At 69.7% G+C, this 25,481-nt stretch carries 16 protein-coding genes and 1 pseudogene; 3 read left to right on the forward strand and 14 right to left on the reverse strand.

The window, feature by feature from the left end:
* Positions 1 to 66: 66 nt before the first annotated feature.
* The 6 genes from dinB to K2L43_RS14225 all read right to left on the reverse strand — a co-directional run bounded on the left by dinB (position 67) and on the right by K2L43_RS14225 (position 7,484).
* A complete protein-coding gene (dinB, locus tag K2L43_RS14200) occupies positions 67 to 1,224 on the reverse strand; it encodes a DNA polymerase IV (protein WP_220639010.1) in 1,158 nt (385 codons plus the stop codon).
* Positions 1,225 to 1,440: 216 nt separating this feature from the next.
* Entirely contained in the window at positions 1,441 to 2,376 is a 936-nt protein-coding gene (locus K2L43_RS14205) for a DMT family transporter (RefSeq protein WP_220637820.1), read from the reverse strand.
* 157 nt (positions 2,377 to 2,533) lie between these two features.
* Positions 2,534 to 3,706, reverse strand: a complete 1,173-nt coding sequence (locus K2L43_RS14210) for an alpha-hydroxy acid oxidase (protein ID WP_304515498.1) — start codon at positions 3,704 to 3,706, stop codon at positions 2,534 to 2,536.
* Positions 3,707 to 3,928: 222 nt separating this feature from the next.
* Positions 3,929 to 6,235: a penicillin-binding protein 1C gene (gene pbpC, locus K2L43_RS14215; RefSeq protein ID WP_220637821.1), complete on the reverse strand. Its 2,307-nt coding sequence runs from the start codon at positions 6,233 to 6,235 to the stop codon at positions 3,929 to 3,931.
* The gene (locus K2L43_RS14220; RefSeq protein WP_220637822.1) at positions 6,207 to 7,079 is read right to left on the reverse strand and encodes a methylglyoxal synthase; all 873 of its coding nucleotides are present in this window, start codon (positions 7,077 to 7,079) and stop codon (positions 6,207 to 6,209) included. Before K2L43_RS14220 ends, pbpC begins: the two co-directional genes overlap by 29 nt.
* A 78-nt stretch (positions 7,080 to 7,157) precedes the next feature.
* Positions 7,158 to 7,484, reverse strand: a complete 327-nt coding sequence (locus K2L43_RS14225) for a YkvA family protein (RefSeq protein WP_220637823.1) — start codon at positions 7,482 to 7,484, stop codon at positions 7,158 to 7,160.
* Positions 7,485 to 7,624: 140 nt separating this feature from the next.
* Between K2L43_RS14225 and K2L43_RS14230 the strand changes: the two genes are divergently transcribed.
* Complete coding sequence (locus K2L43_RS14230) at positions 7,625 to 7,840, forward strand: DUF3079 domain-containing protein (RefSeq protein ID WP_011806421.1); 216 nt, start codon at positions 7,625 to 7,627, stop codon at positions 7,838 to 7,840.
* A 12-nt stretch (positions 7,841 to 7,852) separates the two neighbouring features.
* Here the strand turns inward: K2L43_RS14230 and K2L43_RS14235 are convergent, their stop codons facing one another.
* The 6 genes and pseudogenes from K2L43_RS14235 to K2L43_RS14260 all read right to left on the reverse strand — a co-directional run bounded on the left by K2L43_RS14235 (position 7,853) and on the right by K2L43_RS14260 (position 19,311).
* On the reverse strand, positions 7,853 to 8,728 hold the full coding sequence (locus K2L43_RS14235) for an endonuclease/exonuclease/phosphatase family protein (RefSeq protein WP_220637824.1): 876 nt from the start codon (positions 8,726 to 8,728) through the stop codon (positions 7,853 to 7,855).
* A gap of 70 nt (positions 8,729 to 8,798) precedes the next feature.
* Positions 8,799 to 9,620 (reverse strand): carbohydrate ABC transporter permease, encoded by an 822-nt coding sequence (locus tag K2L43_RS14240; protein ID WP_220637825.1) that lies wholly within the window; start codon positions 9,618 to 9,620, stop codon positions 8,799 to 8,801.
* 160 nt (positions 9,621 to 9,780) lie between these two features.
* Positions 9,781 to 10,683, reverse strand: coding sequence for a carbohydrate ABC transporter permease (locus K2L43_RS14245; protein ID WP_220637826.1), 903 nt, complete (start codon positions 10,681 to 10,683; stop codon positions 9,781 to 9,783).
* Positions 10,684 to 10,696: 13 nt separating this feature from the next.
* Positions 10,697 to 11,992, reverse strand: a pseudogene (locus K2L43_RS14250) (ABC transporter substrate-binding protein).
* A gap of 93 nt (positions 11,993 to 12,085) precedes the next feature.
* The gene (locus K2L43_RS14255) at positions 12,086 to 13,126 is read right to left on the reverse strand and encodes an ABC transporter ATP-binding protein (RefSeq protein ID WP_220637827.1); all 1,041 of its coding nucleotides are present in this window, start codon (positions 13,124 to 13,126) and stop codon (positions 12,086 to 12,088) included.
* A 164-nt stretch (positions 13,127 to 13,290) separates the two neighbouring features.
* Entirely contained in the window at positions 13,291 to 19,311 is a 6,021-nt protein-coding gene (locus tag K2L43_RS14260) for an alpha-2-macroglobulin (protein ID WP_220637828.1), read from the reverse strand.
* Positions 19,312 to 19,539: 228 nt separating this feature from the next.
* Here K2L43_RS14260 and K2L43_RS14265 point away from each other — a divergent pair, with 228 nt between their 5' ends.
* On the forward strand, positions 19,540 to 21,648 hold the full coding sequence (locus tag K2L43_RS14265; protein ID WP_103737405.1) for a catalase: 2,109 nt from the start codon (positions 19,540 to 19,542) through the stop codon (positions 21,646 to 21,648).
* Between the two features lie 122 nt (positions 21,649 to 21,770).
* Here the strand turns inward: K2L43_RS14265 and K2L43_RS14270 are convergent, their stop codons facing one another.
* Both K2L43_RS14270 and argH read right to left on the reverse strand, forming a co-directional pair.
* Positions 21,771 to 22,745, reverse strand: coding sequence for a Bug family tripartite tricarboxylate transporter substrate binding protein (locus tag K2L43_RS14270; protein ID WP_220637829.1), 975 nt, complete (start codon positions 22,743 to 22,745; stop codon positions 21,771 to 21,773).
* Positions 22,746 to 22,878: 133 nt separating this feature from the next.
* Complete coding sequence (argH, locus tag K2L43_RS14275) at positions 22,879 to 24,339, reverse strand: argininosuccinate lyase (protein WP_220637830.1); 1,461 nt, start codon at positions 24,337 to 24,339, stop codon at positions 22,879 to 22,881.
* 49 nt (positions 24,340 to 24,388) lie between these two features.
* On the opposite strand from argH, the gene K2L43_RS14280 reads away from it, so the two are divergent.
* Positions 24,389 to 25,456 (forward strand): sensor histidine kinase, encoded by a 1,068-nt coding sequence (locus K2L43_RS14280; protein ID WP_011806432.1) that lies wholly within the window; start codon positions 24,389 to 24,391, stop codon positions 25,454 to 25,456.
* Positions 25,457 to 25,481 lie beyond the last annotated feature (25 nt).

The raw sequence follows: 25,481 nt of genomic DNA on the forward strand, positions 1-25,481 counted from the left end.
CTTTTATGAATTATCCCCTAGATTTACGTCAAGCAAATTTGCACCAACGTGGTGCCATCGACCCGATCAGAACAACGGCGCGCTCTCGCCCCAACCCGCCGCCTGCTGGGCAACGGCTGCCTGGGGCAGCAGGTTGCCCACGCGCACACCCAGCAGGCGCAGGCGCTTGGTCAAGGGCACGCGTTTGAGGCACAGGCCCGCCACGCGGCGGATGGTGGCCGCATCCTGGGTGAAGTCCGCCACTGTCTGGTCGCGGGTGGCGATCTTGAAATCGTCGTAGCGCAGCTTGATGCCGATGGTGCGGCCCGCGTAGCCCTTGCGCTGCAGGTCCCCCGCCACCTGCTCGCACAGTGCGGTGAAGATGCGGCCCAGTTCGGCGCGGTCGTGCACCGCGTGCAGGTCGCGCTCAAAGGTGGTTTCGCGGCTCATGGAGACGGGCTCGCTCTCGGTCACCACCGCGCGCTCGTCGCGCCCCCAGGCCGCGTCGTGCAGCCAGGCACCGTAGGAACGCCCGAACTGCTGCATCAGCCACGGCAGCGGTCGCTGGGCCAATTCGCCAATGGTGCGGATGCCGTGGGCGAGCAGCCTGGCCTCGGCCTTGGGGCCCACGCCGTTGATCTTGCGGCAGTCCAGCGGCCAGATCAGGTCTTGCAGGTCGCCTGGCTGCACGATGGAGATGCCATTGGGCTTGTTGAACTCGCTCGCCATCTTGGCGATGAGCTTGTTGGGCGCCACGCCGATCGAGCAGGTCAACCCCGTGGCGTCGAAGATGCTCTTCTGGATCAGCCGCGCCAGCACCCGCCCGCCGTCGCGCTGGCCGCCCGCTACTCGCGTGAAGTCGATGTACACCTCGTCCACGCCGCGGTCTTCCATGACCGGCGCGATGGAGAGGATTACCTCTTTGAAAAGCCTGGAGTAGCGGCGGTAGGCAGCAAAGTCCACCGGCAGCAGCACGGCCTGCGGACACAGGCGCGCGGCCTTCATCAACCCCATGGCCGAGCCCACGCCGAACTGGCGCGCCGCATAGGTGGCGGTGGTGATCACGCCGCGGCCCGCGTAGTCCTTCAGCAGCGCAAACGCCGCCACCGGAATATCCCCCGGCCGCCCGGCGTAGGCAGCGGTCAGCGCTTCGTCCTGCGGGCGGCGGCCGCCACCGATCACCACGGGCAGCCCCTTGAGTTGCGGGTAGCGCAGGAGTTCGACGGAGGCGTAGAACGCATCCATGTCGAGGTGGGCGATGCGGCGATCAGAGGCAGTAGCGGTCACGGCGGCAATTGTCGCGCGCTGCGCGAGGCGTGCCGCCTAGGAAACTGGCGCGCCCCCCGGCGTGGGCCACCGCGCAAGGGCCGCCCCGCCGCGCTGGTGGCGTCCCCCTGCCCGCATTGCGCGGCAATGCGAGAGCGGGGGGAAGGCGCGAAGCGACTCAGGGGATGTTTCTCTTCACACGCCCTGTAGGCAGATCAGCACCAACCCCACCAGCATCAACGCCATGCCGATCTTCTCGGGCCGCGTGAAGGACTCGCTGAACAGGCGGCGCGATACCAGGTAGCTGAACACCACCTCCACCATGCCCAGCGTGCGCACGGCGCCCGTGGTCTGCATGGCGTAGGCGGTGAACCACGCCAGCGACGCGGCCGCACCCATGCTGCCCGCCACCAGCGACATGCGCCACGCCGGCCACAGCGGCGCCAGGCCCCGCTCGTTCTTGAGCGCCACCCAGGCGCCCAGGCCCAGCGTCTGCAGCGTCTGCGCGATCAGCACGCCCCAGGCGCCCGACAGCCACGGCGTCTCGGCCCCCAGTGCCAGCGCCCCGCCCCGAAAGCCCACCGAAGCGATCGCAAAGCTGGCGCCGCAGGCCAGGCCATAGAGGGCCGGGCGGCTCAGCCAGGCTGCAGGCGACAGCAGCTGTCCGCGCGGGGGCAGCGACAGCAGCAGCACGCCCAGCGTGGCCACCACCATCGCCAGCAGCGCGAGCGGCGTGGGCAGTTCGTGCAGGAACACGCTGGCGAACAGCGCCACCTGCAGCACCTCGGTCTTGGACAGGGTCACGGCAACGGCGAAGTTGCGCTCGGCCATGGCCAGCAGCAGGAAAGCCGTGCCCGCGATCTGGAAGAACGCGCCCAGCGCGATCCAGCCCAGGTAGGCGGCGCTGAAATGCGGCACGGCCGGCGGCTGCGCGGGCCAGGCGTACAGCAACGCCAGCCACACGCCGGCAAACGGCAGGCCGTAGAGAAAGCGCACCAGCGTGGCGGGCAGCGTGCCCAGCTCGGCGGTCAGGGAGCGCTGCGCGGTGTTGCGCACGGTCTGCGCCAGCGCGGCAAACAGCACCACGGGCACCCAGAGCCAGGGTGCAACGGCGGTCAGGGAGGAGGTCATGCGCCGCCGAGCATAGCCAGCGCCATCGCCGCGCAGCCCCTGCGATTGGCGAGGGGCGCCTCAGCCCATGGCGATGGCCATCCTGAATACCCGAAGCCAAATCGGCCGCCAGCGCTTATCTACCAAGCGCCAGCAGCTATTAAAACAATAGTGCGCGTCAGCTCTGCGGCGCGGTGGGATAGGTGCCGGGCACGAGGATGGAGCGGTCCACGTTCTGGATGTTGGTGTGGCCGCAGAAGGCCATGGTCACGTCCAGCTCCTTGTGGAGGATCTGCAGCGCCTTGGTCACGCCCGCCTCGCCGAATGCGCCCAGGCCATACACCATGGCGCGGCCGATCATGGTGCCGCGCGCGCCCAGCGCCCAGGCCTTGAGCACGTCCTGGCCGCTGCGGATGCCGCCGTCCATCCACACTTCGGTCTGCGTGCCCACGGCATCCACGATGGCTGGCAGCGCATGGATGGCGGACGGCGCGCCGTCCAGCTGGCGCCCGCCGTGGTTGCTGACCACGATGGCGTCGGCGCCGTGCTGCACGGCCAGGCGCGCGTCCTCCTCGACCATGATGCCCTTGAGGATCAGCTTGCCGCCCCACTGCTCCTTCACCCAGGCCACGTCGGCCCAGGACAGGCGCGGGTCGAACTGCTCGTTGGTCCAGGCGGCCAGCGAACTCATGTCCGACACGCCCTTCACATGCCCCACCAGATTGCGGAAGGTGCGCCGGCGCGTGCCGGCCATGCCCAGGCACCACTGGGGCTTGGTCATGAGGTTGATGATGTTGGCCAGCGTGGGCTTCGGCGGCGCGGTCAGGCCGTTCTTGATGTCCTTGTGGCGCTGGCCGATCACCTGCAGGTCCAGTGTGAGCACCAGGGCGCTGCACTTGGCGTCCTTGGCGCGCTGGATCATGCGGGCCATCGCATCGCGGTCGCGCATCATGTACAGCTGGAACCAGAACGGCGCGCTGGTGTTTTCGGCAATGTCCTCGATGGAGCAGATGCTCATCGTGGACAGCGTGAACGGAATGCCGAACTTCTCGGCCGCGCGCGCGGCGTGGATCTCGCCGTCGGCATGCTGCATGCCCGTGAGGCCCACGGGCGCGATGCACACGGGCATCTTGGCCTGCTGCCCCACCAGCGTGGTGGCCGTGGTACGCCCTTCCATGTTCACCGCCACGCGCTGGCGCAGCTTGATGGGGTGGAAATCGTCTTCGTTGGCGCGGTAGGTGCTCTCGGTCCAGGAGCCCGAGTCGGCGTAGTCATAGAACATGCGCGGCACGCGGCGTTCAGCGACCACGCGCAGGTCTTCGATGCAGGTGATTTTGGACAGGTCGGCCACGGCAAATCCCTCGGGCTGTGCGAGCGTGCCGCGCCTGGAGCGCCAGCGAATGGCCGGCGCCTTCCCAGTCCGGCAGGCTCTTGGTGAGTGCGTTGACGGAAAAGCGTGGATCGTAGTCCCAGCCCGGCGCCGCGTGCTTGAAGGATTTGAGCGCACTGTGAAAATTTTGCAGCGCGGGCGCGGGCGCGGGCGCCAGGCGCCGGGCTCGCACGTGCCGCTGCGTCAGCGCCGCGCGCGCACGCCCGCGCCGCGCACCTCGATCTGCACCTGGTCCAGTACCTTGCCCTGGGCGTCCACCAGCTCCACGCGGTGGCGGCCCGGCCAAGGCAGCCATGCCCACTGCGCGCCGCTGCCGGCCATCCGCCCGTCGATGCGCCAGCGCACCGCCGCGCGGCCCACACCGCCCGCCGTGAATTGCAGGCGCTGGTGCGCGGGCGGAATGTCCGGGTCCAGCGCCACCACGGTGCCCGACGCCGGCGCCAGGATGCGCGCCGCTACCGCTTCAGGATTTGCATCATTTGTGCCTGTAGCGCCCGTCTCGCTTGCGCCACTAGCTTCGCTTTCAATAGCAAATAACGCTTGCTGCGTGCCGCCCATGAACCACTCCTGCCGCGCACCCTCCAGCGGCTGGCCGCCGTCGCCCGGCCCGAAGCGCACCGCCTGCCGCACCAGGCCCTGTGGCGGGCGCGGCGCGCGGCTGGGCGTGCTGCGGTGCAGCCAGCCCATGACCTCGGCCCAGATGGGTGCTGCGCCGCTGGTGCCGCTCACGTCATGCATGGCGGCGCCGCTGGCGTTGCCCACCCACACGCCCACGGTGTAGCGCTGCGACCAGCCCACGGCCCAGTTGTCGCGCATGTCCTTGCTGGTGCCGGTTTTCACCGCCGTCCAGAAGCGCGTGGCCAGCACGCTGTCGGTGCCGAAAGTGCGCACGCGCGCGTTGGCATCCGACAGGATGTCCCCCACGATGAAGGCCGCGCCGGCATCCAGCGCCGGCGTGAACGCCGGGCGCTGCGCAGGCGCATAGGCCACGGGGCTCAGGCGCCCGCCGTTGGCCAGCGCACGGTAGGCATTGGTCAGGTGCAGCAGCGGCACCTCGCTGCTGCCCAGCGCCAGGCTGTAGCCGTAGTAGCCGCCGGACTCAGTCAGCGGCAGCCCCAGGCGCCGCAGTTGCTCGAAGAAGGCGTCGGGCGTCACCATCACCAGCGTGCGTACCGCCGGCACGTTCAGCGAGGCGGCCAGCGCGGTGCGCGCGGACACCCAGCCCTTGAACTGGCGGTCGTAGTTCTGCGGGATGTACAGCCCGCCGGCGGTGGCGATGTGCGCGGGCGAATCGTGCACCAGCGAGGCGGCCGTGAGCCGCCGCTCGGCAATCGCCTGCGCGTACAGGAAGGGCTTGAGCGTGGAGCCAGGCTGGCGCAGGGCCAGCACGCCATCCACCTCGGCCGCCTGGCTCAAGGGGCCGGACGAGCCCACCCAGGCCAGCACCTCGCCCGTGGCGTTGTCCAGCACCACCAGCGCGGCGTCTTCCACGTTGCGCCCGCGCAGCTCACGCAGGTGGCGCGTGAGCGTGTCCACCGCCATGCGCTGCAGCGGCGCGCTGAGCGTGGAGCGCACGCGCTGCGCGGCAGTGCCATCCCGCGATGCACCATCTTGCGACACGCGCTCCTGCGTGCGCCCAGCCTGGCGCAGCAGCTGGCGTGCGAAGTGCGGCGCAATCCCCTCGCTGGCGTCGAACGCTCGGCGCTGCAGCGCGGCGGTGGTGAACAGGTCCAGCGCGTCGCAATCGGTACCCCGCGCGCCGCTGTGGCCCGCCCGTCGCATGTCGCGCAGCACGCCGCAGGCGCGCCGGGCCACCAATGCGGGCCGCGCATTGGGCGCGCGCACCAGGGCCGCGGCCACGGCGGCCTCGCGCTCATCCAGGCCGTGCGCGGCTTTGCCGAACAGCGTGCGCGCCAGCGCGTCGATGCCCACGATCTCCCCGCGAAACGGCACCAGGTTCAGGTACGCCTCCAGGATCTGGTCCTTGCGCCAGCGTCGGTCCAGCACCTGCGCGGCCACGGCCTGCCCCAGCTTCTGCGGCACGCTGCGCCCACCGGGGCCCTGGCGCAAGAAATCGGCATCCGGGCCGTCGAGCAGCCCCGCCAACTGCATGGTCAACGTGCTGGCGCCGCGCGTGCGCTGGTTCCACAGGTTGCCCCAGGCGGCGGCCGACACCGCGGCCCAGTCCACGCCGCTGTGCTCGTAAAAGCGCCGGTCCTCGCTCAGCACCAGCGCCTGGCGCAGCGCGGGCGACACATCGGCCAGGCCCACCCACTGGCCGCGGCGCACGGTGGCGTCGGTACGCAGGCGCTGCAGCACCTCGCCCTCGCGCGAAAGCACCAGGGTCTCGGACGAGCGGAAATCGGCGCGCACCTCATCGAACGTGGGCAGCGCCAGGCTGACGGTGCTGGCCAGCGCCAGACACGCCGCCGCGAGGGCGCGTCGCCACCTCACAGGCGCATCACCGCGTGGCGCGCAGCGCGGCTGCATCGCACCAGCGCTGCGCCACCTGCGGCGAGGTGGTGCATACCGCGTCGTGCGTGGCGGTGGTCACGGCGCGCTCCAGCAGCTGGATGTCGGCCTCGTGCTGGCGCGCCACGTGCGGGTCCTCGAAGAAGATGGCGCGGTGGCAGCGCCGCTGCAGCACCCAGTCGGCAATCTGCGCGTCGCCGCCCAGCGGGCCGCTGTTGAAGCGCTGCACCCAGGGCATATCGGCGGGCCAGCCGCGCGCCCAGGCCAGTTCGTTCAGGCGCTGGCCCGTGGTGCCCGTGGCCACGCGCTGGCGAAAGCGCGAGAGCAGCTCGAAGTTGCGCGCCGCAAAGTCCAGCATGGCGGACTTCATCGCATCGTGGGCGATCAGCGCCAGCGTCTGCGCGCCGTAGTCATGGAAGCGGTCGGCGTTGCGGTCGGCCGACAGGCCGGCATGCATGCGCTCCATCTCCACCCAGTCGCGCGCGCTGGCCACCGTGGACAGGAACGGCTTGCCGTGGATCACGCACTGGCGCTTGAGCGCCAGCGCCTCCGGGAAGATGGACGACGGGTCCACCGGGTCGATGAGGTAGATGGCGCCGTCCAGCGTGCGGCCCGGCTCGGGCATGCCCACCACCTCGGCCACGAGCTTCATCAACCCGCCCTCGCGCCCATAGGGGTAGCGCACCAGCGGCCGGTAGCCCTGCAGCATGCCGGCGGCGGCGATCGCATCATGGGTGCGGCCCACGGTGTGCAGGCCCAGCCGCAGTTCCCGTATGCCCGCCTCGCAGGCGCGCAGGAAGGCGAACAGCGCACCGTCTTCGGTATGGTGGTGCAAACGGTTGGCGGCTAGACCCATCAGCATGTGCAAAGGCTTTCAGACGAAGAAGAGGGACAACTGCCGAGCATAGTCGCAGCCGCACACGCCACCGCTGCCGCGACCTTACCGGCCACGCCACCAGGCGAAGAGCAGCACAGCCAGCAGCACCCACAGCATGATGATGATCGCCGCGGCCAGCAGCACCGGCGGCGGCAGCAGGCGCAGCACCAGCGCCAGGCCCAGGGGCACGATGAGCAGGTCGTCCAGATAGCCCAACACGGGAATGAAATCAGGCACCAGGTCGATGGGGCTCAGCGCATAGGCAGCCACGGCCAGCGCCAGCAGGCGCAGCGCCCAGGGGTTACGCGGATCGCGCGCAGCCAGGTAGACGACGAGCACGTCGCGCTTGAGCGCACGCGCCCATTGCTTGGCGGTTTGCAGCAGTCCCATGGCGTGTTCAGGCGGGGTGATTCATCCAAAGGGCTGCATCGTACGAGCTGCCCCGCGCGGAAATGGCTTGATGTACATCAAAACCCTACCGGGGTCGGGTAACGACAGTGACTGCATCCCCTTGATAACTGCCCTGCCCCATGGCCAAGAAGTTTCCGCTGAACCCCGCACATCCCGAGCGCACGTGCTGGGGCTGCGACCGCTACTGCGCCGCCGATGCCATGCAGTGCGGCAACGGATCGGAACGCAGCCAGCATCCGGCGGAGCTGTTCGGCCCCGACTGGGCCGAGTGGGAGCCGCCTTCGGCCGGCGAGGCGCCTGCACAGCAGCAGCCCGCCGCATCACAGCCGGCCTGACCGCGCGGCCACTCATTCCAGCACCAGCAGCACGGGCTGGTGGTCTGATGCCTGCGTCACGCCATCGACCCGCACCGCGCGCACCCGGCTCCTCAGCGAATCACTGACCCAGATGAAGTCACAGGCCAGCGGCTGCGGCGCATAGGTCTGGTCGAACACGCAAAACGTGGGCGGCTGCGGCGCGTCGGGGTGCAGCAGTCGCCATGCATCCCACAACGGGGGCTGGCCTGCCTGGCCCGCGGTCGCGCCCTCCTCGTCCGCCAGCGCAGCGGCCAGCACGGCGTATTCAGGCTCGTGCGCCTGCAGGTTGAAGTCGCCGCACAGCACGGCATGGGGCGTGTGCGCCTTGGGCTGGAACGGCGAGCCGTCGGCCAGGCCCTGCGGCGGCTGCGCGGCCTGCGCGCAGGCCTGCAGGTGCAGCGCACGCAGCGCCAGCGCCTGCGCCATGCGCTGGGGCTTGGAGTAGTACTCCAGGTGCGTGGTCATCACGCGCACCGGGCCCAGCGCGGGGTCCTGCACGGTGAGCACGCTGCACAGGCGCGGCATGCTGCGCACGCCGGCATCGGGCGGGTATGGCAGCGGGTGGTGCTGCAGCTGCAGCACGGGCAGGCGCGTGGCGATCAGGTTGCCAAAGCGCTGGCGGCCCGCGGCGGTCCACTCATCCACCGCGGCGCCAAAGAACACCTGCCAGCCTGCGGGCAGCGCGGCCTGCACCTGCGCCACCTGGTCGACGGGCGCACCGCGCAAGCCGGGGTAGTTCACGGCGATCTCCTGCAGGCACAGCACATCCACATCGCCCAGCGCCACTGCGTATTGCACGATGCGCGCGGGGTCCACGCGGCCGTCCAGGCCGCGGCACCACTGGGTGTTCCAGGTGACGAGCTGCATGGTTTACTCCTGAAAACAGAGCTGCTCGCGCTTGCTGCACGGGCGCTGGAGGCTGATTTGGTTTGAATTGCTACTTGATGCCCGCGCGCATGAAGCTTTGCACGAACTGGCGCTGAAAGAGTATGAACCCGATGAGCAGCGGCGCGGTGGACATCAGCGTGGCCGCGGTGATGAGCGACCATTCCACGCCCTGCTCCACCGACGAGAACACCTGCAGCCCCACGGTGAGCGGGCGGGATTCCACGCTGTTGGTGATGATGAGCGGCCACAGGAAGTTGTTCCAGTGAAAGCTCACCGACACCAGCGCAAACGCGGTGTACACCGGCCGCGCCAGCGGCACGTATACGCGCCACAGGATCTGCAGGGCGCTGGCACCCTCCACGCGCGCGGCTTCATCCAGCTCCTTGGGAATGCCCATGAAGGTCTGGCGCAGCAGGAAGATGGCAAACGCCGAGGCGAAGTACGGCAGACCGATGGCCACCAGCGAGTCCACCAGGCCCAGGCGGCCCATGGTCTTGTAGTTCTCCACCAGCAGGATGTCGGGCATGACCATGAGCTGCACCAGCACCAGCGCGAAGGCCACGTTCTGGCCGCGAAAGCGATAGCGCGCGAAGGCATAGGCCGCCAGCGTGGACAGCACCAGTTGCGCGGCCAGGATCATCGCCACCAGCACGGTGGTGTTGAAGAAATAGCGCGCAAACGGCGCGGCCTCCCAGGCGCGGCGAAAGTTGTCCAGCGTCCACGGCGCCAGCAGATCAAATCGCGTGGCGTACTCCGCGGGGTGGAAGGCCGTCCACACCGCATAGGCCAGCGGCAGCAGCCACAGCAGGGCCAGCGTCCAGGCGGCCAGGGTGTCCAGCAGGGTGACCTCGTACAGCGTATTGGTTTTCATGGCGCGTCGCGCCCTCCTATGGGATGAAACCGGCACCACCCAAGCCAGGGCCGCCGTGCAAGGGCCACCCCGCCGCACGGGCAGCTTCCTCCGTCCCACGCGCAGCGTGAGAGAAGGCGTGAGAGAAGGGGGAAGTGGCGCAGCCGCTCAGGGGGTTGTTTCACTGGTAATGCACCCGTTTGTCGAACACGAAGAACTGCACCAGCGCCACGCCGGCCAGCGCCACCACCAGCACCACCGTGAGCGCCGCGGCATAGCCCGTGTCCCAGAACTTGAAGCCCACCTCGTACAGGTGGTACAGCAGCAGCGTGGAAGCGTTGTCCGGCCCGCCGCGCGTGAGGATGAAGAGATGGTCCACCAGACGGAAGGCGTTGATCACCGCATTCACCAGTACGAACAGCGTGGTGGGCAGGAGCAGCGGCCACTGCACGCGGCGAAAGAAGTACCAGCGCGACGCACCCTCGATGGCCGCAGCCTCCTTCAGGCTGGGGTTCAGCGTCTGCAGCGCGGCCAGGTAGAAGATCATGAAGAAGCCCGCCTCCTTCCACACCGCCACCACCGTGACGCAGGCCAGCGCCGTCGCCGGGTCGCCCAGCCAGTTGCGCGACGGCAGCCCGAGCAGGCCGGTGATCTGCTCCAGCAGCCCGTACTGCGGCGTGTAGAAGAACAGCCAGATGTTGGCCACGGCGATCATCGGCAGCACGGTGGGTGTGAAGTACGCCATGCGCACCCAGGTGCGCCCGACCATGCGTTCATTCACCCACAGCGCCATGATCAGCGCCAGCCCGATGGACAGCGGAATGGTCGCGCCGGCGAACCACAGGTTGTTGCGCACGGCCTGCCAGAACACGGGGTCGTCCGCCATGGCCGCATAGTTCTCCAGCCCCACCCACACCCCCGCACGGCCGCCGCGGGGCGTGGAATGGAAGCTGTCGATCAGCGTGGCCAGCGTGGGCCAGTGCGTGAAGGCCACCAACAGGACCAGGGCCGGAAGCAGCATCAGCCAGGCGTGCACGGCACGCTGGCTGCTGCCCGCATCCGGCGTGCTGCGCATCACCGGCATGGGAGGCCCACCCTTACTTGTAGCTGCGCAGGATGCGGTCGGCCTCGCGCTGAGCGTCCTTCATCGCTTGCGCCGAGGTCTTGGTGCCGTTCAGCGCGGCCTGGATGGCGTCGTTGAGCACCTTGGTCACGCGCTGGTTGTCGTGCGTGGAGAACTCGGCCACCGATACCGGCAGTTGGTCGCGCGCCACCAGCGCGGGCGGGAAGTCCTGGCCGTACTTCTTGAGTGCGGGTGTGTCATAGGCGGCCTGCGACACGGCCACGTAGCCGCTGTCCATGCTCCACTGCGCGGCGCGCTCGGGCTGGGTGATCCACTTGGCGAACTCGAACGCGGCCTGCTGCTGCTCTTGTGGCGCCTTCTTGAAGATGTAGAAGTTGCCGCCGCCCGTGGGCGAGCCCTTGCGCAGGTTGCCGGCAATCTGGGCCACGCCGAAGTCGAACTTGGCGTTGTTCTTCACGTTGGTCAGGTTGCCCGTGGTCGTGATGATGATCGCGGCCTTCTTCTCGAAGAAGTCCTTGGGCGTCGTGCCCCACTCCACCACGCCCTTGGGGTGCACGCCTTCCTTGGCCAGGTTGACCCAGAAGTCCAGCGCCTCGATGACCTTGGGGTGGTCGAAGGTGACCTGGGTGCCGGCCCCGTTGGCCAGCAGCACGTCGTTGGGCGTGGTCAGCGTCTGCAGCATCCAGTAGGCAAAGCCGGTGGACGGGATCTGGATGCCGTACTGTGTCACGTTGCCGCTGGCATCCTTCTTGGTGAGCTTGCGCGCGGCTTCCTTCAGCTCCTTCCAATTCTGGGGTGCCTTGTTGGGGTCCAGGCCGGCTTCCTTGAACGCGTCCTTGTTGTAGTACATGACCACCGTGGAGCGCTGGAACGGCACGCCCCAGGTCTTGCCGCCCGTCTGGCTGTTGGCCATGAAGGCCGGGTAGAAGCCCTAGAGCCAGGCACGATCGGCGTCGGTCTTCACGAAGTCGTCGATGGGGGCGATGGCGTCCTCGTCGATCAGCGTGAACATGTCGGTGGACAGCAGCACCGAAGTGGCCGGCGCCTTGCCGGACTTGTGCGCGGTGAGCGCCTTGACGATGGTCTCCTGGTACGTGCCGGCATAGATGGGCACCACCTTGTACTGCGGATGCGCCTTGTTGAAGTCGGCCGCGTAGCCGTCGATCACCTTGGTGATGGGGCCGCCCACGGCCACGGGGTAGTAGAACGGCACCTCCACCGGGGCCTGCGCATGGGCGGTAACGGCACACAGCGCCATGGCCGCGAGGGCGGGCGCAGCCAAGGTCTTCAAAAACATCTTGCGTTGCATTGCGAAAGCTCCTGGGGTCTGGAAAGAGTGGGGAGAGGAAACGAAAGGCAGCGCCGTGCACGCGCATGCGGCGCAGGCTGTGTAAGAAGTGGCTCAAGCCGCCAGGCGCTGGCCCTGGGCGTCAAAGAAATGCTGGTCGTGCCCGCACCACCGCAGGCGCACACCCTGGCCGTTGGCTGCGGGGGCGTGCTGCCCCGGCGCGCGCACGGTGATGAATTCGGTGCCGATGGCGCAGCGCAGCACGGCATCCGCGCCCAGGTATTCCTGGCTGTGCACGGCGGCGGCCACGCCGCTCGACCCGCCGCTGCCATCGTCCAGGGCCACGGCCTCGGGGCGCAGGCCGAGCCAGTGCGCCTGCGTGCGACCCACGGCGATGTCGGTGCCCGCGATGCGGCCCTGTTCCAGGCGCACCAGGTTCATGGCGGGCGTGCCGATGAAGCGCGCGGCAAAGATGGAAGCGGGCGCGGCGTACACATCGCGCGGCGGTGCGCACTGCTCCACACGCCCCTGGTGCAGCAGAACCACCTGGTCAGCCATGCTCATGGCCTCAGCCTGGTCGTGCGTCACGTACACCACGGTGAGGCCCAGGCGCTGCTGCAGCTCACGCAGCTCGGTGCGCATCTCCTGGCGCAATTGCGCATCCAGGTTGGACAGCGGCTCGTCCATCAGGCACACGCGGGCCTGGGCCACCAGGGCGCGGCCCAGCGCCACGCGCTGCTGCTGCCCGCCGGACAACTGTGCGGGTCGGCGCTCCAGCAGCGGGGCCAGGCCCAGCAACTCGGCCGCATGCGCCACGCGCTGCGCGGCCTCGGCCTTGGGCACCTTGCGCACCGCCAGGCCAAAGCCGATATTCTGCGCCACGCTCAGGTGCGGAAACAGCGCATAGTTCTGAAACACCATCGCGATGCCGCGCCGCGCCGGCGGCAGCTGCGTGACGTCCTGCCCGTCGATGCGCACGCTGCCCGACGTGGGTGACTCCAGCCCCGCAATGATGCGCAGCGTGGTCGATTTGCCGCAGCCCGAGGGTCCCAGCAGCACGCAGAAAGAACCGGGCTCAATGCGCAGGTTCATGGACTGCAATGCCGTGGTGCTCCCCCAGGACTTGGCAACCGCATCAAGTTCGATCAGTGACATCGCGGCAGTGTAGGGACCGCTTGTGACGCTGGCGTTACGCACCCGCACGCCGCGGCGGGCCACCCGCCCACCCGCCACGGCCCGTCGATCGGTCCGTGGCGGTTCTGCACCAAAACTGCCGCTAACGCCCGTCCGTCAAGCGCCAGCAGCTATGCATTGAATAGTCACGGGCGTTGCACCACTTTCACCCGTGCATTGGGTGCCTCACCGAACATCTCGGGCGCATACAGTGCCTCGACGCGGCTGGGCGGCAGCGCAAAGTCGCCCGCATTGTTCAGGCGCACGGTGTACTGCATCGTCACCGTGCCTTTGGGCAGGTACTCGTAGTAGCTGCGGAAGGACTCGAAGCCGCGTTCCTCGAACGCGGGCCAGCCCCGGCCCTCGCGCTTTTCGCCCTGCGTGGCGATCTCGGAGTCGCGTCCCAGGCCGCTGCCCAGGATGGTCGCCCCTGCGGGGATGGGATCGGTGATCGCCACCCAGGTCATGTCGGCCGTGCCGGTCACTTCCAGCGTCACGCGCAGCACGTCCCCGCGCGAGTAGCTGCCCGCGGGCAATGCCTTGTCGGCCTGCTCAACCGGCGTGACCGTGCGCTTGAGGGTGTAGCCCGCGCTGAACGGCTGCTGGCGCGGCACGGCCGCCACCGACTGCAGCGTGAGCCACGGCTTGCCCGGCCCCTGGTGCGTGACCACGAGCGGCTGCGCCGCGCCGGCGCCCGTACCCCACGGCAGGAACATGCCGTTGTTCTTGAGCATGCCGGGCGCCGCGGGCGCGCCGAACCAGCGGGTCTGGTGCGCGGCGCCCGTGGCGTCGCTGGCCTTGGCCGGCTCCACCTTGGCCCAGTCCACGCTGGCGCTGTGATCGCCGAGCGTGGCGCGGGTGGTGCCGGCCACCGGCGTGGACTCGAAGCGGGCGCTGAACTTCTCCAGTGCCAGCCCGCCCCACAGGTTGGCTGTGGTGGTGTGCCATGCGCCGCCCTGCTGGCGTGCGATGAAGCCGCTGGCCAGGCGCCCCATGTCGTCCTTCCACGCGGGGTCGTCCAGCACGGCCAGCATGAGGCGCGCGGTGTTCACGTCGCCGTTCTGCATCAGCCACCACCAGTAGTCGTGCTGCTCGGTGCTGAACAGCAGCTTGGTGCCCTGGTAGGACAGGCGGCCCTTGAGGATCTGCATCGCCTCGGCCAGGCGCTGCTCGCGCTGCGGCACGCCCTGCACCCGCTTGAGCACGTTGATCCAGTCGATCACCGCATGCGTGGGCCACTGGTTGGGCGCGATGGTGATGCTCTCTAGCAGCCGCGCCGGGGCATGGCCCGTGCGCGACAGCGCCTCGATGGCCGCCAGCTTGCGCAGGTCCAGATCTTTGCGCGGGCTCCAGAAGTCGCGCTGGATGCGCCCTTCCACGAAGGCCGTCAGCCCGCGCTCCATGGCCTCGCGCACTTCAACAGGCAGCGTGAACTCGGGGTACAGCGCGGCCGCTTCGTGTGTGGCGGCCAGCAGGTAGGCGGTGAGCGTGTCGCTGCCCCGGTTCGCACTGCCTTCGCTCGGCGGGAAGTAGTAGGCCAAGCCGTCACCGTCCAGGTAGGTGGGCATCTGCGCGGCCACGCTGCGCCACAGCGCGGCATCGCGCAGGCCGATGGCCTTGCTGGTCTTTTGCTCCAGGCAGGCGAACGGGTAGTTGGCCCACCAGTCGCGCACGCCGGGCAGGCCCTCGGCCAGCCGGGGCTGCAGCGCCAGCTTGAGGCCGCCGCGCCCCTGCAGCGCGCCGGCGGGCGGCGCCGCCTCGGTCTGGAAGCTGCCGTCCAGCTGCACCAGCGTGGCCTGCTGCACGGCCAGCGGCACGGCCGGCACCAGCCGCTGGGTCACCTTGAGCGCATCGCGCGCGCCGCTCACCGTATCGCGCGCCTCGATCTCCCACAGCAGCGCCTGGGCGCGCGTCTGGGCCAGTTGTGCGGGCGCGGTGACGGACCACGCCACCTCGCGCGACTCGCCCGCGGGGATCTCCACGGTCTGCTGGTTCAGCTGCAGCAGCGTGGCACGCGGCGTGACCTCGACCTTCATCGCCGCCTTGGTGGTGTTGCGCAGCGTGAGCTGCGCGCGGAACTGGTCCTCCTCGCGCACCAGCGGTGGCAGGCCGCTGATGATCTGCAGGTCCTGCGTGGCGCGGATCTGCATGGCACCGGTGCCGAACAGGCCCGTTCCCGCATCCGCCACCGCTACCACCTTGAAGGTGGTGAGCGCGTCGTTGAGCGGCACGGTCACCTGCGCCCGGCCGTTCGCGTCCAGCTGAATGGCGGGCCGCCACAGCAGCAGCGTGTCCAGCAGCTCGCGCGTGGCCGTGTGGCCGCCGCCGCCGCCCGCAGGCACGGCCTTCTTGCCGTAGTGGCGCCGGCCGATGATCTCCATCTGCGCGGTGGAAGTCTCCACGCCCCACGCCCGGCGCTGCAGCATGGCCTCCAGCAGATTCCAGCTGGTGTTGGGCATCAGTTCCAGCAGCGCCTGGTCCACGGCGGCCAGCGCCACCTCGGCGCCGGCAGCGGGCTTGCCGTCCGGCAGCGTGGCGGTGATGGTGACCTGCGCCTTGCCGCGCACCGGGTAGCTGTCCTTGTCGGCCTTGACCTGCACCGCGATCTGGTGCGCGGCATGGCCCACACGCAGCTCGGCCACGCCCAGCCGGTAGGCGGGCTTGGACAGGTCCACCATGGCCGTGGGGGCGACGTACTCGCGGCCTTCGTACCAGAAGGCGTTCCACCATTCGCGCGGCGCCTTGAAGCCCCAGGTGAAGAAGCTGTACCAGGGCACCTCGCGCAGGCGCCCGCGCAGGGCCAGCACGCTCACGTAGACGTTGGGGCTCCAGTCCTGCCCGATCTGGACCTGCACCGTGGGGTCCTGGCCATTGAGCTGCACCACGCGCGTGTCGATGATGCCCTCGCGTTCCACGCTGACCAGCGCAGTGGCATGGCGAAACGGCATGCGCACCTGCAGCCGCGCGGTCTCGCCGGGCTGGTAGCTCTTCTTCTCGGGCAGCACGTCGATGCGGTCATGGTCCTCGCCGCCAAACCACAGCTCGCCGCGCCGCGTAACCCAGACGGAGGACGCGGCCTGGGCCTCGTTGCCGTCCTTGTCGCGCGCGGTGACCACCAGCTCCACCTCGCCGGGCTCGTCCAGCTTGGCGTCGCACAGCAGCAGGCCGCGGCTGTCGCTTTTGCCGGTGCACACGGTGCCCAGGTCCTTGGTCTCGGTCTTGTTGTCGTAGCTGTAGAAGCCCCCCACCATGCGTTTGCGGCTGGTGGTGGTGACATGCGCGATGGCCTGCACGGCCAGTGGCACTCCGGCCTGGGGCTGGCCCTGCAGCGACAGCGCCAGCGCCTGGAAGCGCACGCGGCTCGCAGCCGATGCCCAGCCCTCGGTCTTCACGCCCGCCACCACGGCGGCCGGCCACAGCGTGTGCGTGCTGCGCACCGTCTGCACCTCGCCATTGGGGTCGGCATAGGTGGCCTCCAGCACCAGGTCCTGCGCCTGGCGGGCCGGGGGCAGTTCTTCGATGGTCACGCGACCCGCGCCGCTCTTGTCCAGCGTGAGCGCCAGCTTGTCGGCCACCACGCGCGCGTCCTGCCGCGCCGCGGGCTCCTCGTCGTCATCGCCCGCCTGCGCGCCGCGCTTGCGGGGCGGCTGGAAGCTGAAGGCGTCGAAGTCGCCGAACTGCAGGAACTTGCCGCGCACCATGGCCGACACCCGCACCGGCAACTGGCCGGCAGGGCCGCCAGACACGTAGCCCACCCGCACGTCGGCCGGCACCGAGCGCACGCGCACCAGCGGCTTGCTGTCCGCGGGCGCGATACGCCCTTCCAGCACCGGCAGGCGGAACTCTTCCACGCGGAAGCTCCCGGACTCGAACGAGCGCTCGCCCCCATTGACGTCAGCGCCGCGCAGTTCCACCTGGTACAAGCCCAGCTTGGCGGCCGGCGGCACCGCGAACTCGCTGGTGGCCGACAGACCGCCCGTGCCCGTCTTGCGCCACTGCAGCGGCTGGGTGAACTGCTGGCCGCTGCCGACGTGGGTGATCGCCAGTTCCGACGGCCGCTCCTGCGGCAGCGCAAAGCCCTGGCGGTTCTGCAGGCGCAGCACGTGCTTCATGGACACGGTCTCGCCCGCGCGCAGCAGCGTGCGGTCGAAGATGGTGTGGGCCACGGTATCCGGGCGCGGGTCGCTGCTGGTGGGCAGGTTGAAGCGCCAGGGCTCGATGCCGCGCTGCCAGTCGCTCCAGGCAAAGGCCAGATCCTCCACCCCGTCCGCGCCGCGGTGGCGCGCGCTCACGAAGTAGGCCTGCGAGCCATCGCCGTAGTCGTCGTAGCCGTCTGCGTCGCCGCAGCGCGGCGGCTCGGGCGACAGTCCGTCAAAGCGCGCAATACCCTGCGCATCGGTCTGCGCCTGGGCCAGCAGGCGGCCCCGGCAATCGGACACGCGCACGCTCGCGCCCTGCACGGGCTGCCCCTTGTCCAGCGTGGTCACCCAGGCCAGCGCGTTCTCGCGGCCCAGCTTGAAATGCACGCCCAGGTTGGTCACCAGCGCCGCCGTGCGCACATACATGGTGCGGCCGGCGCCGTGGCGCTCGTCCAGCAACGCGCCGCCCAGCGCCTGCGACGCCACCTCCACCACATGGAAACCCGGCGCCAGCGGTATGCCCACGACCTCGAACGGCCGCGGGTCCGCTGCCGCGGCGCGGGGCAGCTCCAGCGCCTTGGCGCCGCTCTGGCCGGCCAGCAGCGACAGCATGCGGGTCTGCACGTACTCCTTGTTCTCCTGCCCCTGCAGCGGCTGGGGCAGGGTGCTCACGCCGTCCCTGCGGGCCTGCCCACGCTCCACCAGCGCGCCGTGGTAGCGGCGCACCTTGCGCATCCAGGCGATGATCTCCGCATCGCCACCAGGCTGCAGCGTGCGCACCCGACCTGCCGGCGCCTCGGGGGTGGACGCAGGTTGCAGGCCCTGCACGCGCAGCGCGGGTTCCACCTTGCGCAGCGTCACGGGCAGCAGCGCGGGCGGGTGGTCCTCGGCCGGGCCTTCGGCAAAGCGCTCGACGATGCCAAAAGGCGCCGCCGCAAACTTGGCCAGCGGCGGCATGCCGCCCGTGGCCACCTTGAGCGGGAAACTCGCCGCATTGCGCGGCGCGCGCCCCGCGGCGTCGCGAAAGTCCGCCGGCAGCTCCACCGTGAAGGACGTGCTCTCGGCCAGCGGCACGCCAAAGCGCACGGCGTTCACCAGCGTATCGCCCGGTTGCGCGGCCGTGCCCTCCCCTTCGCCCTCAAAGCGCGGCAGCAGCGTCTCGTAGCTGGACTTCAGCCGTATGCCCGCCGCCATCTTGCGCGATACGGGTGCGTTGAACGACAGCACCATGGGGCGGATCGGCAGGCACGCGGCCTGGGCGTTCTCGCGCTCGCACTGGAACTCCACGGCAAAGGGCTCGCGCACCTGGAAGGCAAAGCGCTTTTCCACCGTGTTCGCCACGCCGCTGGGCGTGGCCACGCCCTTGCCGAAGACAAGCTGCATGCGCGTGCCCGAGGTCAGGCGGCGGTTGCATGCCAGCGTGGCGTATTGCAGCGGCGCCTGCGCGGCGCGCTTGTCCAGCCCCAGGGCCTTGAGGATGTCCCCGCGCTGCGCACCTTCGACCAGGCGCACAGGCACGCGCTCGCCCACGCCGTCCAGCGCGCACCAGGCATGGCTGCGCAGGCTGTCCTGCGTGGCCGCGCCGTTCAGCTGCAGCACGAACACCTGCTCCTCGTCGATGGACTGGTAGGTGCCGGGCAGGATGCGCCGGACAAACGGGCCGCCACTATTGAACTGATAGCTTTTCGCGCCCGACAGCTCTGCGCCGGAGGCCGATTTGAACCCCGACCTGGCGGTGGCCGTGCAGCGCACGCCCGGCGGCAGGTCGCGCGCGAAGTCGAACACCCATTCGCGCTCGCCCGTCCAGCGGCCCGTGCCCTTGGCCGCATCGGCGTCGCTGCACTGCACCGTGAAGGGAGCCGGCGCCTGTGGGTCGCCAAAGCGCACGGCAGCCGCGTCAAACCGCGCCACCACCTGGCGCACCTGCGCCACCTCGCCCTGGGGCGAAAAGCTGCTCACCTGCAGCGCCTGCGCGCCGCCCGCCAGCAGTGCGCCACCCGCGGCAACCCACCGTATCCATGTATTCAAGAGATCCCCCCTGCAGTGCTTTGGCCGAGCGTATCAAAGCGCTCCATGCGCCACGCGGCTGTTGCATGCGCTTACAGGCTGGGCAGACCCCGTCCCGCGCGGTGGCGCATGACGACGCGCGAAGGGGCGCAAGTCCTACCCAGGCGCCGCAAAACCGCGCGAAACATGGCGGCTCGCCGCAGCGCGGCACCGTGCAACACCCACCGCCATTTCGCCCAAGGAGCGTCCATGCCACGAACCCCCGCCACCAAGCAACCCCTACCCGCCCGCCAGGCCGCGGCCCATGCGGACAGCTACCGCGGCCATGCCGGAGAACTGCAGCAGCAGGCCGCCGGCCAGCACCCGGTGCTGACCACCCAGCAGGGCATTGCCGTGCCCGACAACCAGAACACCCTGCGCCCCTCGCCGCACGGGCCGGCGCTGCTGGAAGACTTCATCCTGCGCGAGAAGATCACCCACTTCGACCACGAGCGCATTCCCGAGCGCGTGGTGCACGCGCGCGGTTCCGCAGCGCACGGTTTCTTCGAGCTCACCCACTCCCTCGCGGACTACACCACGGCACGGGTACTGACCGAAGTCGGCACGCGCACGCCCGTGTTCACGCGCTTTTCCACGGTGGCCGGTGGCGCCGGATCGGTGGACACGCCGCGCGACGTGCGGGGCTTTGCCGTGAAGTTCTACACGCCCGAGGGCAACTGGGACCTGGTGGGCAACAACATCCCGGTGTTCTTCATCCAGGACGCGATGAAGTTCCCCGACCTCGTGCACGCCGTGAAGATGGAGCCCGACCGCGCCTTCCCGCAGGCCGCCAGCGCGCACGACACGTTCTGGGACTTCATCTCGCTCATGCCCGAATCCATGCACATGGTGATGTGGATCATGAGCGACCGCACCATTCCGCGCAGCCTGCGCATGATCGAGGGCTTTGGCGTGCACAGCTTCCGGCTGGTGAATGCCGCGGGTGAGAGCACATTCGTCAAGTTCCACTGGCGGCCCAAGCTGGGCATTCAGTCCACCGTGTGGGACGAGGCGATGAAGCTGCAGGCAGCGGACAACGACTTCCACCGCCGCGACCTGTTCGAGGCCATCGAGGCGGGCGACTACCCCGAGTGGGAGCTGTCCGTGCAGCTGTTCACCGAGGAAGAGGCCGGCACGTTCCCCTTCGACCACCTGGACGCGACCAAGCTCATCCCCGAAGAGCTGGTGCCGCTGCGGCCCATCGGGCGCATGGTGCTCAACCGCTGGCCCGACAACTTCTTCGCCGAGACCGAGCAGGTCGCCTTCTGCCCGGCCAACCTGCCGCCGGGCATCGACTTCAGCAACGACCCGCTGCTGCAGGGGCGCCTGTTCAGCTACCTGGACACGCAACTGCTGCGCCTGGGCGGCCCCAACTTTGTGCAGATCCCCATCAACGCGCCCAAGTGCCCCTTCGCCCACAACCAGCGCGACGGCCACATGCAGATGCTCGTGCCGCAGGGCCGCGTGAACTACGAGCCCAGCAGCCTGCAGGCCGACTCGCCCCGCGCATCGCAGGCGGCAGGCTTTCGGCACGTGGCGCAGACCGACGAGGGCAGCGGCAAGGGGCGCATCCGCCCCGAGAGCTTTGCCGACCATTACAGCCAGGCGCGCATGTTCTACCGCAGCCAGAGCCCGCTGGAGCAGGCGCACCTGGCGTCGGCGCTGGTGTTCGAGCTGTCCAAGGTACAGACGCTGCACGTGCGCGAAGGCGTGGTGGGCCATCTGCTGCACATCGACCCGCAGCTGGCCCAGCGCGTGGCCGATGGCCTGGCGCTGCCGCAGCTGCCGCCCGCCCCCCCGCTGGCCGTGCCGGTGCAGGACCTGCCGCCCTCGCCCGCCCTGCGCATCATCGACCGCATGAAGCCCACGCTGCAGGGCCGCTGCGTGGGCATTCTGGTGGCCGACGGCTCCAACGGCACCACCGTGGCCAACCTGCGCAAGGCGCTGGAGAAGGCGGGCGCGCAGGTGAAGATCGTCGCGCCCAAGGTGGGTGGCGCGCTGCTCAAGGACGGCACGCAGTTGCCTGCCGACGGGCAGCTGGCAGGCACGCCCTCGGCGGTGTTCGACGCGGTGGCCTCAGTGCTCTCGCCGGAGATGGGCGCGCAGCTGGCGCGCGAGGCCGTGGCGGTGGACTGGTTCCGCGACGCCTTCGGCCACCTCAAGGCCATCGCTGCCTGCAAGGGCACGCAGGCCATCCTGCAGGCCGGCGGCATCGAACCCGACGCGGGCGTGGTGGACCCGGCCGACGCGCAGGGCTTCATCGCCGCCGCGCAGACGCGCCAGTGGGCGCGCGAGCCGCAGGTGCGCACGCTGGCGTGAACGCGGGCCTGCGCTGGCCTGCGGGGCAGCGGCCGGGGTGCGCCCCTACCGCGCAGCTACCGCGCAGCTACCGCGCAGCTACCGCGCAGCTACCGCGCAGCTACCGCGCAGCTACCGCACGCCTACTGCGCCGTGAAGCCGCTGTTGCGGATGATGCGTGCCCAGGCTGCGGTGTAGGCCTTCTGGCGCGCGGCCAGTTGCCCGGGCGCCATGTGGCCCACGGTGAGGCCCAGGGTGGTGAGCTGCTCATGCACCGCGGGCTGCGCCAGCACATGCGCCAGTGCGGCGGAGAACTGCGCGATGAAAGCGCCGGGCGTGCCGGCCGGCGCGTAGATGCCGTAGTACGGCAGGTCCTCGAAGCCCTTGAGGCCCAGTTCGTCGAACGTGGGCACATCGGGCAGCGCAGCCTGGCGCTGCGTGCCCAGCACGCCCACCACGCGCAGCTTGCCGCCGCGGTGGTGCTCGATGAAGTCCTGCACCGATCCCACGCCCGCCGCGATCTGGTTGCCCAGCATGTCGCCGATCATGGGCGCGCTGCCGCGGTAGGGCGCGGCCACCAGGTCCAGCCGGTACTTGCGGCCCAGCAGCTTGACCAGAAACTCCGGCGTGGATGCCGGCGCCGGCACGCCCACCGCGCCCTGGCCGCCCCGCGCGGCCTGGAGCCACTGCACATACTCGTTGAACGAACGCGCGGGCGTGCCGCCCGAAACGGCGAACGCGTTCACGAAGGTGGCAAAGCCCGCCACGGGCACGAAGTCGCTCACCGGGTCGAAGCCGGGGTTCTTCACCACCAGCGGCAGGATGGAGAGGGTGTGGTCGTGCGTGAGGAACAGCGTGGTCCCGTCGGCCGGCGCGGCCTTGAGCACCTGCGCCGCGATCTGCCCGCCCGCGCCGGGGCGGTTGTCCACCACCACGGGGATGCCCAGCACGTCCTTGAGCTTGTCGGCCAGCAGGCGGGCGATGGCATCCGAGCCGCCTCCGGGCGGAAAGCCCACCAGGATGCGCACCGGCTTGGTGCCGTCGGCCCAGGCGGGCAACGCCGGCAGCACGCTGGCGGCAACGGCGCTGGCCAGCAGGTGGCGGCGGTGCAGGTTCATGGTGGCTCTCCTGGGGCGGCAGGTCGGTACAAATTCAGGAGCTGCTCGCGCCTGCCAGTAAAGCATTTCAGCATCAAAACATACTGAAAACCGCTTACATCAAGCGCTGCCAGCTCCTATTTTTGACGGGCAATCAGGCGGACAGCCGCGCACGGTGGCGCGCCAGCTGCGTGCGCACCTGCGCGGGCGCGGTGCCGCCCAGGGTGTTGCGCGCGTTCAGCGAGCCCTGCAGGCTCAGGGCATCGAACACGTCCTTCTCGATCGCCGGGTGAAAGCCCTGCAGCACGGCCAGCGGCAGCTCCGACAGGTCCACGCCGTGCGACACGGCGGCCTTCACCGCGTGGGCCACGGTCTCGTGCGCGTCGCGGAACGGCAGGCCCTTCTTGACGAGGTAGTCAGCCAGGTCGGTCGCCGTGGCGTAGCCCTTGAGCGCCGCGGCGCGCATGGCCTCGGCGTTCACGGTGATGCCGCCGTCCTTGCAGCCGGTGGCGGGGTTCATCTGGCCGCCGATCATCTCGGCGAAGATGCGCAGCGTGTCTTTCAGCGTGTCCACCGTGTCGAACAGCGGCTCCTTGTCTTCCTGGTTGTCCTTGTTGTAGGCCAGGGGCTGGCCCTTCATCAGCGTGATCAGGCCCATCAGGTGGCCCACCACGCGGCCGGTCTTGCCGCGCGCCAGCTCCGGCACGTCGGGGTTCTTCTTCTGCGGCATGATCGACGAGCCGGTGGTGAAGCGGTCGGCGATCTTGATGAAGCCGAAGTTCTGGCTCATCCAGATGATGAGTTCTTCGGACAGGCGGCTCACGTGCACCATGCACAGGCTGGCGGCGGCCGTGAACTCGATGGCGAAGTCGCGGTCGCTCACGCCGTCCAGGCTGTTCTGGCACACGCCCTCCATGCCCAGCGTCTTGGCCACGCGCTCGCGGTCCAGCGGGTAGGTAGTGCCGGCCAGCGCGGCGGAGCCCAGCGGCAGCACGTTCACCCGGCGGCGCACGTCGCGCATGCGCTCGGCATCGCGTGCAAACATCTCCACGTAAGCCAGCAGGTGGTGCGCAAAGCTCACGGGCTGCGCCACCTGCAGGTGGGTGAAGCCGGGCAGGATCACCTCGACGTTCTGCTCGGCCACCTCGACCAGCGACAGCTGCAGCTCGCTCAGCAGGCCCTCGATCAGGTCGATCTCGCCGCGCAGCCACAGGCGCACGTCGGTGGCCACCTGGTCGTTGCGGCTGCGGCCGGTGTGCAGGCGCTTGCCGGCGTCGCCCACCAGCTGGGTCAGGCGCGCCTCGATGTTCAGGTGCACGTCCTCCAGGTCCAGCTTCCACTCGAACGCCCCGGACTCGATCTCCTGCGTGATCTGGGCCATGCCCTTCTGAATGTCGGCGTGGTCCTGCGCGCTGATGATGCCTTGCGCGGCCAGCATCTCGGCATGGGCCAGGCTGCCCGCGATGTCGGCCTGCCACAGGCGCTTGTCGAAGAACACGCTCGACGTATAGCGCTTGACCAGATCGCTCATGGGCTCGGAGAACAAGGCCGACCAGGCCTGGGCCTTGGTGGCGAGCTGGTCGTGGGACGGTTGCGAGGCGGAAGAAGAGGACATGGGGGCAATAATCCGGGGGTTTCGACACCCGGAACGCCCGGATGCCGCAATGCAAGAGACGCAAATTTTATCGACCCGCCCCGCCGCCCTGCCCGAAGCCGCACCGCGCAGTGCGGTACGCGGCCGCGCGCTGGTGTTCGACGCCTGCCAGGTGGGCGTGGTGCTGCGCGCCGTGCTGTTCGTGGAACTGGTGCTGGGCGTGGGCGCCTTGTTCGGCGCGGGCAGCCTGGCGGAATGGCTGGCGCGCCTGGCGTTGCTCACGGGCGGCGCGCTGCCGGCCACCCTCGCCTGGCTGATCACGGCCTGCAGCCTCAAGACGGCGCTGCAGCGCCTGCAGGAGCCGCTGCAGTACGCCGCCGGCGTGCTGCTGGGCGCACTGGCCGGCCTGCTGGCCTGCGCCATGCTGGCCCTGGCCAGCGGCCCCGCGGGCGCCCCGCCGCCGTGGCTGGCCAGCGCCGCCAGCGGCGCGCTGCTGGCGGCGCTGCTGGTCACCGCGCTGAGAATGCGCGCCCGCGCCCGCACACCCGCCGCCACCACCGCGCGCCTGACCGAGTTGCAGGCGCGCATCCGTCCACACTTCCTGTTCAACACGCTCAACAGCGCCATCGCCTTGGTGCGCGACGAACCCGCCAAGGCCGAGGCGCTGCTGGAAGACCTGAGCGACCTGTTCCGCCACGCCCTGGTGGAGCAGGGCGAGTCCGCCACACTGGAGGAAGAGATCGTGCTGGCACGCCGCTACCTGGACATTGAGCAGGTGCGCTTTGGCGAACGCATGCGCGTGCAATGGGTGCTGGATGCGCGCGCCAACGCCGCGCGCCTGCCGCCGCTCTTGCTGCAGCCGCTGGTGGAAAACGCGGTCAAGCACGGCGTGGAGCCCAGCGCGCGCGGGGGCAAGCTGCGCATCGCCACCGAGCGGCGCGGCGGCCGCGTGGTGCTGACCATCACCAACACCCTGCCCACCGATCGCCCCACGGCCGAGGACGCGCCACGCGGCCACGGCATCGCACAGGCGAACGTGCGCGACCGCCTGCGCCTGCTGCACGACGTGGACTGCGACTTCAGCGCCGGCGTACAGGGCGGCCTGTACCAGGTGCGCATCTCGCTGCCCGCACCCTGAATCCCCGGGCCACGCGGCACGCCAC

It is taken from the genome of Diaphorobacter sp. MNS-0 (genome assembly GCF_019602835.1).
In the GTDB taxonomy this organism is placed as follows: domain Bacteria; phylum Pseudomonadota; class Gammaproteobacteria; order Burkholderiales; family Burkholderiaceae_C; genus Diaphorobacter; species Diaphorobacter nitroreducens.